General features: G+C 52.5%; 9 protein-coding genes. 2 read left to right on the forward strand and 7 right to left on the reverse strand.

Annotated elements, in window-relative coordinates; translation table 11 throughout:
* The first annotated feature begins 10 nt into the window (after positions 1–10).
* Entirely contained in the window at positions 11–1027 is a 1017-nt protein-coding gene (locus ACO7SM_RS07185) for a Gfo/Idh/MocA family protein (RefSeq protein WP_490470262.1), read from the forward strand.
* A gap of 116 nt (positions 1028–1143) precedes the next feature.
* Here the strand turns inward: ACO7SM_RS07185 and ACO7SM_RS07190 are convergent, their stop codons facing one another.
* The 7 genes from ACO7SM_RS07190 to atoS all read right to left on the reverse strand — a co-directional run bounded on the left by ACO7SM_RS07190 (position 1144) and on the right by atoS (position 9320).
* Positions 1144–1899: a MurR/RpiR family transcriptional regulator gene (locus tag ACO7SM_RS07190; protein ID WP_490470263.1), complete on the reverse strand. Its 756-nt coding sequence runs from the start codon at positions 1897–1899 to the stop codon at positions 1144–1146.
* Between the two features lie 157 nt (positions 1900–2056).
* A complete protein-coding gene (locus ACO7SM_RS07195) occupies positions 2057–3241 on the reverse strand; it encodes an acetyl-CoA C-acetyltransferase (RefSeq protein ID WP_490470264.1) in 1185 nt (394 codons plus the stop codon).
* A 29-nt stretch (positions 3242–3270) separates the two neighbouring features.
* Positions 3271–4593, reverse strand: coding sequence for a TIGR00366 family protein (locus ACO7SM_RS07200; RefSeq protein ID WP_490470265.1), 1323 nt, complete (start codon positions 4591–4593; stop codon positions 3271–3273).
* Positions 4590–5240: a 3-oxoacid CoA-transferase subunit B gene (locus ACO7SM_RS07205; protein ID WP_490470266.1), complete on the reverse strand. Its 651-nt coding sequence runs from the start codon at positions 5238–5240 to the stop codon at positions 4590–4592. Before ACO7SM_RS07205 ends, ACO7SM_RS07200 begins: the two co-directional genes overlap by 4 nt.
* Positions 5241–5242: 2 nt before the next feature.
* A complete protein-coding gene (gene atoD, locus ACO7SM_RS07210) occupies positions 5243–5902 on the reverse strand; it encodes an acetate CoA-transferase subunit alpha (RefSeq protein WP_490470267.1) in 660 nt (219 codons plus the stop codon).
* A gap of 197 nt (positions 5903–6099) precedes the next feature.
* Positions 6100–7485 carry an acetoacetate metabolism transcriptional regulator AtoC gene (atoC, locus tag ACO7SM_RS07215; protein WP_490470268.1) on the reverse strand — a complete coding sequence of 462 codons (1386 nt, stop codon included), beginning with the start codon at positions 7483–7485 and terminating at the stop codon, positions 6100–6102.
* Positions 7482–9320 carry a two-component system sensor histidine kinase AtoS gene (atoS, locus tag ACO7SM_RS07220; RefSeq protein WP_490470269.1) on the reverse strand — a complete coding sequence of 613 codons (1839 nt, stop codon included), beginning with the start codon at positions 9318–9320 and terminating at the stop codon, positions 7482–7484. The genes atoC and atoS overlap by 4 nt, the downstream gene beginning before the upstream one ends.
* A gap of 168 nt (positions 9321–9488) precedes the next feature.
* Here atoS and rcsC point away from each other — a divergent pair, with 168 nt between their 5' ends.
* Positions 9489–12335 (forward strand): two-component system sensor histidine kinase RcsC, encoded by a 2847-nt coding sequence (gene rcsC, locus ACO7SM_RS07225; protein ID WP_490470270.1) that lies wholly within the window; start codon positions 9489–9491, stop codon positions 12333–12335.
* Positions 12336–12418 lie beyond the last annotated feature (83 nt).

A 12418-nucleotide genomic window follows, 5' to 3' on the forward strand; every position in this document is an offset into this window, starting at 1 on the left:
GTCTCTTTTTATGAAAAAAATCAATGCGGCAGTCGTGGGCGCGGGTATTTACGGTAAGCACCATATCAACGCTTATCACTATAATCCGTGGGTTAATCTGGTGGGATTTTGCGAAATAAACCCTGAGATCCGCGCTCAGGTTGAGGCTGAATTTCAGGTTCCGGGTTACGCTTCTTTGGCTGAGCTTTTTGCTGCCACTGAGGTTGATCTTGTATCAATCGCGACGCCAGACCCTTTCCATTTTGATGCGACTATCGAGTCAATCAATGCCGGTAAGCATGTGCTGATTGAAAAGCCGATGGCGACGACGTCTGAAGAATGTCGGGAAATTATTCGCTGTGCGGCTGAGAAGGGCGTAAAAATTGGTGTCGACTACCACAAACGTTGGGACGGCATGGCGCAGCATATTCATCATGAGCTGTTAAAACCAGAAACCGGTCAGGTGCTTCGTGGTTACATGAGCATGGATGACATTATCGATGTGCCGAAAAAATGGTTATCGTGGTCGAATGAAAGCTCTCCCGTACACTTTCTCGGTACCCACTGTTTTGATTTGATTCGCTATTATATGAATGGGGCCAATGCCGTCAGCGTTTATGCAATAGGGCAGAAGAAGAAGTTATTGTCTGAAGGCATTGACTCGTGGGATACCATTCAGTCCTTTGTGACCTTCGACAATGGTGCGCAGTGGACCGTTGAGGTGGGCTGGTGTTTACCGTCATCATTTCCAAAAGCGAATGACGGTCGTAGCTTTGTGATTACTGAAAATAATTATTATCGTGCTGATGCGCAGTTGCGTGGTTATGAAATGTTTACACCACAACGTAGCGCGACGCCAAATTATAATTTTATTAATTATGTTAATAACAAAGCCAGTGGCTATGGTATTCAACCAATTCATGATTTTGTTGAGCATGTTTTATTCGATGTGCCCTATCTGGCAACGGCAGATGACGGATTACAGGCAACGCTAATCTGTGAGGCGGTACATCGCTCGTTATCTACAGGTACTGTTGTTAATATATAAAGTTAAATCTGGCTCTTGAGTTTTACGTCTCATACGCATTTTTTACTGCAATTGAATTTAATTTTTACGATTAAGGCTGGATGGATAACACCCCCCTGGCGCATTCAGCCCATTAATCATCGCGTATGAGACGTCTTTTCTTTATTTAAATTCAGATAGCAATACTGCAAAGCATGGAAAAATAGTGTGTGCAACGATATTTTGAGTGCAGCAAAACTCAGATGACTCACGCTGGACGGTGGTGTGTACAATGTGACATCGGCAAGCGAAATCTCACTTTGATGGCTGGATACGGCCAGTGATGCCGCTTCGTGTTCACGAATCAAGCTAATCAACTTGTGATCTTGTCCATCTTTAAGCCCTGGCAGTAAGATCACGGAATCAAAATCTGTCAGACAGTTCGAAAGCAACGCTTGCGCATTTTGGTATTCAACGGCAATGCAAACCTTGCCTATATCACTGTAGTCCTGAATGATATTACTCAGCAATGGACTCAGCTCGCGAGGATGGCAAAAATAAATATTTCTGCTTGATTTTATAATTTCAAAAAAAGTATTTATCGCAGCGGGATTGTTGTTGTTAATAAATTCGCTGAGAATGAAATTATTTTCATTGGGTTTGGCCGGGAGTAATGTTTCTGGCTGATCGCGAATACATTTAATGAGGTCATATTTAAACGAGGTAAATCCGGTATAACCCAAAGCCTGAGCAAAGCGAACAATAGAGGGTTGGCTGGTATTGGTCTTTTTCGAAATCGCTGTTGACGTTAATTTTTCAGCGCCTGATAGTGTAGCCAAAATGTAACGGCTAATTGATTTTTCGCCAGGTGAGCCTGTTTTAACCAGTAATTGAAGTTGTTCGATAATGTTCATTGATGCCCCTCGATTTTCTTTATTATGACATAACCGAATGTGTTGTCTACGATGCTGATGTTTCGATACATCTTCAGTTATTAGCGTAATGGCGGGAAAACAAAAAAACACCAGAATGGGCGATCCTGGTGTTTCTGTTTATCAATAAAGAGGCGGTTTAGTTCATTCGTTCAACAATCATCGCGATCCCCTGACCCCCACCTACACACAGCGTCGCCAGCCCCAGTGTCTTATCGTGTGCCTCCAGGCTGTGAAGCAGCGTGACCAGAATTCGTGCGCCGCTGGTGCCGATAGGATGTCCAAGCGCGATAGCGCCGCCGTTGATATTCACTTTCTGATGGTCGAAACCAAGGACTTTTCCCACGGCCAGGAACTGCGCGGCAAATGCCTCATTGGCTTCGATGAGATCGATATCAGAAAGCTGTAACCCACTTTGTAACAGCGCTTTTTGGGTAGCGGGAACCGGCCCCATCCCCATCAATGCGGGTGAGACGCCGCCGCTGGCCCAGGCTTTAATTCGCGCAAGCGGCTTTAGCCCCGCCGCCAGTGCCGCGGATTCTTCCATCACCATCAGAGCTGCTGCGCCATCGTTGATCCCCGATGCGTTACCGGCAGTCACTGTACCCTCTTTGTCAAACGCGGGACGCAGTGCGGCAAGACCTTCTGCCGTTGTTTCGGCTTTCGGAAATTCATCACGGTCAAAAACCAGGGTTTTCTTGCGTGATGTGAGGGTGACGGGGACGATCTCTTTGCGAAACGCACCGCTTTCCATCGCCGCTACGGCTTTACGCTGGGAGTGGAGCGCCAGTTCATCCTGCATTTCGCGGCTGATACCGTATTCCCGGGCGATGTTTTCCGCGGTGATCCCCATATGATAGCCGTGGATGGCGCAGAGCAGACCATCATGCAGAATAGAATCGGACAATTGTCCGTCGCCGAGGCGATAACCCCAACGGGCTTTTGCATCCAGCAGATAGGGCGCCCGGCTCATGTTTTCCATGCCGCCCGCGATAATGGCCTGCGCTTGCCCTGTCGCAATGGCCTGTGCGGCCAGCGCAACGCTTTTCAGGCCAGAGCCGCACAGTTTGTTGACGGTAAAACCGCAAACCGTATCGGCAAGACCGCTTTTTAACAACGCCTGGCGTGCCGGGTTTTGCCCAAGACCCGCCTGAAGCACATTGCCCATGATCACTTCATCAACCCGCTGAGGATCGAGTTGCGCACGTTCCAGCGCAGCTTTGATCGCCGTTACCCCAAGTTCGATGGCGCTGATGGCTGCCAGCGCGCCGTTGAAGTTGCCAATGGCGGTACGTGCCGCACTGACGATGACACTGTTTTTCATCTTCTGTTCCTTACTGTGAAAGGTTGTCGTCAGAACACGCTCAGGCCAATGACGAATATGATCCCGGAAAAGAGCAGGGCCGTGATGCAGTACCCCATGATGTCGCGCACCCCAAGCCCGGCGATGGCCAGCGCAGGTAGCGCCCAGAACGGTTGCGCCATGTTCATCCACTGCTCGCCGTAGGCAATCGCCATTACCGACTTGCCAAGATCGGCGCCCAGCGCCTCAGCGGCCGGAAGCACGAAGGGGCCCTGGATGACCCAGTGTCCACCGCCGGAGGGGACGGCAAAGTTAATCAGCGCAGAGCTGAAGAAGGTCATCAGGGGGAAGGTGTCTTTGTTGGCGACGTTGATGAAGAACTCGGTGATAAGCCCGCCGAGGCCGGAGTGTTCCATCATCAACTGAATCCCCGCGTAGAAGGGGAACTGAACCAGAATACCGGCGGTACTGCGGGCGGCCGCGCTGACGGCGCGCATGTAGGCCATGGGGGTTTTGTGGAGCAACAATCCGGCAATCAGGAACATCAGATTGACGGTGTTAATCGTGATATTGAACCCTTTCTCTGCAAAGTCGAACGCCAGATAAGCAATACCCAACGCGCCGATGATTAGCGTCAGAATGCGGCTCTCTTCCAGTTTCTCAGACGGCGGGGCATCAGCCGGTAATGTTTTCTGAAAATCAGTGTCGTCCAGCAATAATTTGGGATCAACGGAGACGACATCACACGGTTTAGGCACCATCAAACGGGTAATGAACGGCATCACCACGATAAGACTCAGCGTAATGAAGATGTTGAATCCGGTGAAAATGGTGTCCCCGACCGGAATTAACCCAGCAATATGTTCGACCGGGTTGCCTGGCGTTGCGGCGAGCAGCGGCATTGAGCCGGAGAGGCCGCCGCCCCAGGTGATAAAGCCGATATAGGCGCAGGCAATGAGCAGAGGATAGTCGGAGCCGGGTACCCGGCGGGCGACTTCGCGGGCAAACATCGCCCCCACCACCAGGCCAAAGCCCCAGTTGATGACGGATGCGACCGCGCCAAAGAACGTCACCAGCATCACCCCTTGTGCCGGGGTTTTGGCAATCGACGCGGCGCTACGCAGCACGCTTTTAACCGGCCCAGAACTGGCCAGCGCATGTCCCGTGACAATGATTAACGCCATCTGCATCCCGAATGCCAGCAGATTCCAGAAACCGTCACCCCAAAACTTCACCATTTTGATAGGGGTTTGTGGCGTTAGCCAGAGCGCAATCCCAAACGTCAGCAGCGTCAGCATCATGGCAAAGATCAGCGGATCGGGGAGCCAGCGACTGACAAAGCGCGTCATAAAACGTGAGATACGACCAATCATGCATTACCTCGTTGGATTATCAGGTTGGCTGCAACGTCAAAATGCGCTTCAGTTTTCGCGCGAAGCGTGGCGATATCACATTCTTCTGCGATTTCGGTAAGCCACATTTTGCCGTCGATAAAACGGAATACGGCGAGCTCAGTGACCAGCATATGTACCGCGTGCTGGGCGGTGAGCGGCATGGTGCAGTAACGCAGAATTTTGGCTGAACCGTCTTTCGCGCAGTGCTCCATGGCAATGATCACTTTGCGTGCGCCGGTGACCAGATCCATCGCGCCGCCCATACCGGGCACCAGTTTGCCGGGAACGACCCAGTTGGCGAGGTTGGCCTGTTCATCCACCTGCAATCCGCCGAGAACGCAGGCATCAACATGCCCACCGCGAATCAGTGCAAACGACATTGCGCTATCAAACATCGCGGCGCCGGGCAAAATGCCGCACGGTTGCCCGCCGGCATTCACTAAATCAGGATGGGCAGTGGTGACGGGGCCCAGCCCGAGAAAACCGTTCTCTGATTGCAGCGTGATATGGATATCGGCGGGAAGATAATTGGCGACCAGCGTCGGCAGACCAATCCCTAAGTTAACGACGTCTCCATCACGAAGTTCTTGCGCCACACGGCGCGCAATACGTTGTTTAGCATCCATGATTAACGCTCCTGTGGAATAACAATGTGGTCGATAACCGCGCCCGGGGTGACAATCTGGTCTGGCAACAGACAGCCTGTTTCGACCAGTTCGTCAGGTTCCACCAGCGTGATATCGGCGGCGAGGGCAATCAGGGGGTTAAAATTGCGGGCGCTGAGTTGATAGGTCAGGTTGCCGAGGTGATCGGCGCGGTGGGCGCGAATTAGCGCCAGATCGGCACGCAGCGGGCGCTCAAGCAGCCACTTTTTTCCGTCGAGCGTCATGGTCTGTTTACCGTCTTCCACCACCGTGCCGACGCCGGTCTGAGTCAGAAAACCGCCAAGACCTGCGCCGCCACAGCGGATTTGTTCTATCAGGGTTCCCTGGGGAACCAGTTGTACCTCCATCTCTTCGGCAATCATTCGCCGACCGGTTTCGGGGTTGGTGCCAATATGCGAGGCGATAACTTTGCTCACCCGGCCATTGACGATAAGCGGGCCAATACCGGTATCGATAAAGGCGGTATCGTTGGCGATTAGCGTGAGATCCCTGACGCCGGAATCAAGGAGGGCTTCGATCAGACGGGGCGGGGTGCCAACGCCGATAAAACCGCCAACCATGATGGTCATGCCGTCACGAAAAAACCCGGGTGTGTCCTGTAAGGTAATCAGTTTTGTTTTCATTATGTTTCCCTTTTGCATACTCCATGTTGGGTACGCATAGGGAATAGCAAGCGGAATGCCAGAAGCGTGAAATACCAGGAATATTATTTAACGTATTAATTATGCAGGTTTATTTTTGCGATGGTGGGTCTTTGAGGCGAAGGGAAATAGGCAGAATTTTGCGCACTGTGCAAAATTCTGCATAGCAGATTCCGGTATCAATTATCAGCCGGGTCAATACCATACTCTTGCAGTTTGTACATCAGGGCGCGTCTGCTGATCCCCAGCATAAGGGCGGTGCGCGTACGGTTTCCCTGTTGCTGTTCAAGCACCTCAACGATAATGCGTTTTTCTTCGCGCTTGATCTCTTCTTTCAGATTGCGCTCTCCCGGTTGGGGCGTTTTGACTTCGCTGGCAGGGCTTACCGGCAGACGAAACTGAGCGGGTAAATCCTCAGCAAAAATAACCGCGCCAGTATTCATGACAACCGCACGTTCAATCACATTCGATAACTCACGGATATTGCCAGGCCACGGCCATGCGGTGAGTATCGACATTGCTGTAGGGTCGATCTCTATAATATCGCGTTGATTTTCTGAGCTAAATTTTTGTAAAAAGTGGTTGGCGAGTAAGGGGATATCTTCCCGGCGTTCTTTTAAGGGAGGCAGCATCAGATGGATAACATTCAACCGATAAAACAGATCTTCGCGGAAAGCGCCTTCTTTGACCATCGCGTGGAGATCGCGATTGGTGGAGGCAATAATGCGGATATCGACCTGAATGGTCTGATGCCCGCCAATGCGCTCAAACTCTCGTTCCTGCAAAATACGCAGCAGCTTGGCCTGGAGAACGAGCGGCATTTCACCGATTTCATCGAGCAATAACGTTCCCTGATGAGCACGTTCAAACAGCCCCTGGCGCAATGTTTGCGCACCGGTAAAGGCCCCTTTTTCATGGCCAAACAGTTCGCTTTCCAGTAACGATTCCGGCAGCGCTGCGCAGTTGATCTTGATGAACGGGCCGTTAGCCCGGCGGGAATTATAGTGGAGCGCGCGGGCAATCAATTCTTTCCCCGTTCCGCTCTCCCCACAGATCAGTACGCTGGCCTGGGAGAGGGCAATTTTCGCCGTATCTTTGCAGATATCCATCATGACAGGGCTGTTAGTCAGGATATGTCCCCACTGCCAACTGCTACTCAGCGCTTTGTGGAGACTGCGGATTTCTTGCTTCATGGCCTGGAGTTGTAGCGCACGCTGAATCACTAAGGTGAGCTCGTCCAGATCAAAGGGTTTGATGACATAATCAAACGCGCCGCTGCGAAGCGCCTCGACGGCTGTTTCGACTTCTGCGTAGGCTGTCATCAAAATGATGGGGATTCGGGGCTGCCGGGCTCTCATGATTTTCAGCGCGTCGATACCGCTCATTTCCGGCATACGGATGTCCATCAATACCACGTCCGGCTCTGTTTCTTCAAAGCAGTGCAGTGCGGCCTTACCGTTGCTGGCACAGAGGGTATCATGCCCTTGCAGCGAAAAGGCGGTGGTCAGCATACGGCGAACATTTTCTTCGTCGTCAACGATGAGAATACGGTAGGTGGAATTCATTCCGGGACGGTTCCCTGCGGGTTAATCGGTAAAATCAGCGTGAAAATGGCCCCACAGCCTGGCATGCTGGCTACGCGGATATCGCCCTGATGCGCATTGATGATGCGCTGGCTGAGCGCCAGTCCAAGACCGGTTCCTGAGGCTTTCGTCGTAAAAAAGGGATCAAATATTTTTTTCTGCATGGCGATATCAATACCGCAGCCATTGTCTTCAACCGTTACCGCCTGTTGTGACACCGTGTACTGCCAGGTGCGAATACGAATTTCCCCCCGGGCGCCGATCGCCTGCACCGCATTAATTAATACGTTCAGAATCACCTGTCTGAGCAATTCACGATCTGCGACTATCGGAGACAGTTGGTTATCTAAGTCCACGTGGAATGCAATTCGTGCCTGGACGCCAGCAGTTTGTACCAGGATAAGCGTCTCTTCGACCAGCGTATTGAGCTGGATTTGTTGCCACTGGCTCTGTCGGGGACGGGATAAATCTAACAGTTGTTGGATAACTTTATTGATGGAGTCGATTTCATTCAGCACCACGGAAAGATATTCCTGGTGCAGAGGCTCAGTCGTCTGCTGGCGGATGATTTGCACATAGCCGCGAATCGCCGTTAGCGGATTGCGCACTTCATGCGCCACGCCCGCCATCAGTTCTCCCAGCGTGGCGAGTCTTTCCGTTTGCGCCTGCCGACGCTGTTTCTCTTTACGGGCCGTCAAGTCGGAGAAAATAACCAGCGCGCCGATGAGCTCGCCCCTGGCATTATGAATTCGGCTGGTGGTCACGCGGATCTCAATGGTGCGATCGCGGGCGGGGAAGCTGATCTCCTGGGCCAGATGTTCGGTTCCGTGCGCAAGCGTGTCGAGCACCGGACTGTAAAATTGCGAGTGCGTAAACAGGCCGGCATAAGATTTACCCACCAAATCCTGCTGCGTATAGCCTGTGATTTGTTCTGCTGCGGGATTGATCGTGATGACGTCGCCTTGTCTGTCGATGGCGATAACGCCGTCGGCGGCATTCTCAATGATCAGGTCATTAAGGGTTTTAGTCTCCCGCAAGGTTTGCGCCAGCGCGTTGACGCTCTGGCTGATTTGCCCCAGTTCACCGGGAAGAGAGGGAAGGCGCATGTGACTATTTTGCGCAAGGAGCGACAGGCCATCGGTAATCACGCCGATGTTGGCGCTGAGTCGTCGTGAAAAAAAGATGATCAGCAACAGGCTGCCGATCAGGCCTGCGGCCAACACCGTGATTATCCTGACGTCCATCTTCCACGCTTGTTGGCGAATGTCTTCAGTCAGTTCGTTGGCCCAGATATAGCCGAGAACGTGACCCTGCCGTTCAATGGGGATCATGGAGTTAAGAATATCGCCGCGCACCTGCTTTCCTGAGTACACCAGCGCCGAATGGCTACTCATCACGTCACGGCCTGGGTGATCGGGTGATATTGTGATGCCGACATTATGTTGATAAAGCGCAGCAGGCGCATAAGTAATCACGGCGTCTAACGCCTGGTGGTAATACCCTGCGCCAATTCCGGGAAACGCGGCGGTAATACGTTCGGTGATGGGGCCTAACTCAGCATTAAGCGCGCGAATACGTTCCTCTCGCGGCAGGTCACGATAAAGGTTAAAACGATCGCCTAATGCATCGTCAAGAAGGCTTAAGACGGCAGACAGTTTTTTCTCTTTTTCGGACAATACTGCTGAACGGCCTTCAGTTTCTACGATATAACCAATAGAAACCGTGGGTATAATGACCATCAATATGGCCACCAGGATCATCTGGTTGCGCAAGCGACGTGGGTATAAGCGGCGAATTACCCATTGTAGATAGCGCATACTGAATTCCATGTAGTGTTTTTCAGGCAAACGCCGATTATCGGTGATTAGGGCGTAAGTTTCTCAGCGGTGCATCATATTCCCGTCATGAGAGATCATTGCGACGTCGGTCATTTACCGCTACCTTAATCACACTCTATTGACATCCTGAGGCGGAGCTTCGCCCTTTTGAAATACCTTGCTTCCTTTCGCACCACCCTGAAAGTGTCGCGCTACCTGTTCAGGGCGTTGGCGTTATTAATCTGGCTTTTGATTGCGTTTGCGTCGGTGTTTTACATCGTGAATGCGCTGCATCAGCGAGAGTCAGAAATTCGTCAGGAGTTTAACCTCAGTTCCGATCAAGCCCAGCGCTACATTCAGCGTACTTCAGACGTGATGAAAGAGCTGAAGTACATTGCTGAAAATCGCCTCACGGCGGAAAACGGCGTGATGTCTTTGCGGGCGCGGGAGGAAAAGGTCGAAGTGCCCACGTTCGAGCCGCTTTTCGCTGACTCCGACTGCGCAGCCATGAGCAATATGTGGCGAGGATCGCTGGAGTCGCTGTCCTGGTTTATGCGCTACTGGCGCGACAATTTCTCTGCCGCTTACGACCTGAATCGTGTATTTCTGATCGGTAGCGATAACCTCTGCATGGCGAATTTTGGTCTGCGCGATTTGCCTGTCGAGCGTGATGCGGCGTTGAAAGCGCTGCATGAGCGTATCGTTAAGTACCGTAACGCGCCTCAGGAAGAGAGCGGGAATAACCTCTTTTGGATTGGTCAGGGGCCACGGCCGGGCATTGGCTATTTTTATGCGCTGACGCCGGTCTATCTGGCGAATCGTCTGCAGGCGCTGCTCGGCGTTGAACAGTCCATTCGCATGGAAAACTTTTTCACGCCAGGAAACCTGCCCATGGGGGTGACGATTCTGGATGAAAATGGTCACGCCTTAATTTCGCTGACCGGCCCGGATGGCAATATCAACGCGGAACCGCGCTGGATGCAGGAGCGCTCCTGGTTTGGCTACACGTCAGGTTTTCGCGAGCTGGTGCTGAAGAAAAATCTGCCGCCGTCGTCCCTGAGTATTGTCTACTCGGTGCCTGTCGATCTGGTGCTCGAACGCATCCGTATGCTGATCCTTAACGCCATTATTCTGAATGTGCTGGTCGGGGCAGCCTTATTTACGCTGGCGCGTATGTATGAACGGCGGATTTTTATTCCGGCGGAAAGCGACGCCCAGCGCCTGGAAGAACATGAGCAGTTCAACCGTAAAATTGTTGCCTCCGCGCCCGTGGGGATCTGCATTTTGCGCACCATCGACGGCATCAATATCCTCAGTAATGAACTGGCGCATACCTACCTTAATATGCTCACCCATGAGGATCGCCAGAGGCTGACGCAAATCATCTGCGGACAGCAGGTCAACTTTGTCGACGTGTTGACCAGCAATAACACGAACCTGCAAATAAGCTTTGTGCATTCACGCTATCGCAATGAAAACGTGGCGATTTGCGTGCTGGTGGATGTGAGTTCCCGCGTGAAAATGGAAGAGTCGTTGCAGGAAATGGCGCAGGCGGCGGAACAGGCCAGCCAGTCTAAATCGATGTTCCTCGCCACCGTCAGCCATGAATTGCGTACACCGTTGTACGGCATTATCGGTAACCTCGATCTGCTGCAAACCAAAGAGTTGCCGAAAGGGGTGGATCGCCTGGTGACGGCGATGAACAACTCCTCCAGCCTGCTGCTAAAAATCATCAGCGACATTCTCGACTTCTCAAAAATCGAGTCTGAGCAGTTGAAGATTGAGCCGCGCGAGTTTTCGCCCCGGGAAGTGATGAACCATATTACGGCAAACTACCTGCCGCTGGTGGTGCGTAAACAGTTAGGGTTGTATTGCTTTATCGAACCGGATGTTCCGGTCACCCTGAATGGCGATCCGATGCGTCTGCAGCAGGTGATTTCCAACCTGCTCAGCAACGCCATTAAATTTACCGATACGGGCTGTATTGTGCTGCATGTGCAGTGTAACGGTGACTATCTCAGCATTCGGGTGCGCGACACGGGAGTGGGAATTCCGGCGAAAGAAGTGGTGCGCTTGTTCGATCCTTTCTTCCAGGTGGGCACCGGAGTGCAGCGCAATTTCCAGGGAACGGGCCTGGGGCTGGCAATCTGTGAAAAACTGATCAGCATGATGGACGGCGATATCTCCGTAGACTCTGAACCCGGCATGGGAAGTCAGTTTACGCTGCGCATCCCCTTGTATGGCGCGCAATTCCCGGTGCGAAAAGCCGTCGACGGCCTTGCAAAAACCCGTTGCTGGCTGGCGGTGCGTAACGCCTCGTTGGCCCACTTTGTGGAATCCAGTCTGGCGCGTAACGGCGTGCAGGTGCTCCGTTATGACGGTCAGGAACCGGCACCAGATGACGTGTTGATAACCGATGATGCGCTGGAGCAACCGTGGCAGGGACGTGCCGCCGTGATCTTCTGTCGTCGCCATATCGGCATCCCGGTGGAAAGAGCGCCGGGCGAGTGGGTGCATAGCGTTGCGTCGCCGCATGAATTACCGGGTCTACTGGCGCGTATTTACAGTATTGAGCTGGACAGTGAAGACGCCTCAACGGCGCTGACGGCACCTGAGAAAGTGGGCGATGCCAATGACGATATGATGATTCTGGTGGTGGACGATCATCCTATCAACCGTCGTCTGCTGGCGGATCAGTTAGGCTCGCTGGGGTATCAGTGTAAAACGGCCAATGACGGTGTTGATGCCCTGAATGTACTGAGCAAAAACGCAATCGATATTGTGCTTAGCGACGTCAATATGCCGAACATGGATGGTTATCGCCTGACCCAGCGTATTCGTCAGTTAGGGCTGACGCTGCCGGTGGTTGGCGTGACGGCCAACGCGCTGGCGGAAGAGAAGCAGCGTTGTCTGGAGTCGGGTATGGATAGCTGCCTGTCAAAACCGGTCACCCTCGATGTGTTGCAACAGACGCTGGCGTTCTATGCTGAGCGGGTCAGAAAAATGCGGACATAAAAATGCCGGAGGGCGGTTTCGCCTTATCCGGCTTTTGGGTCTGCGATTATCAACGTTTCAGCCTGACAGGCATTGCGCCATCA

The organism is Citrobacter sp. LJND-P06, from assembly GCF_058188415.1.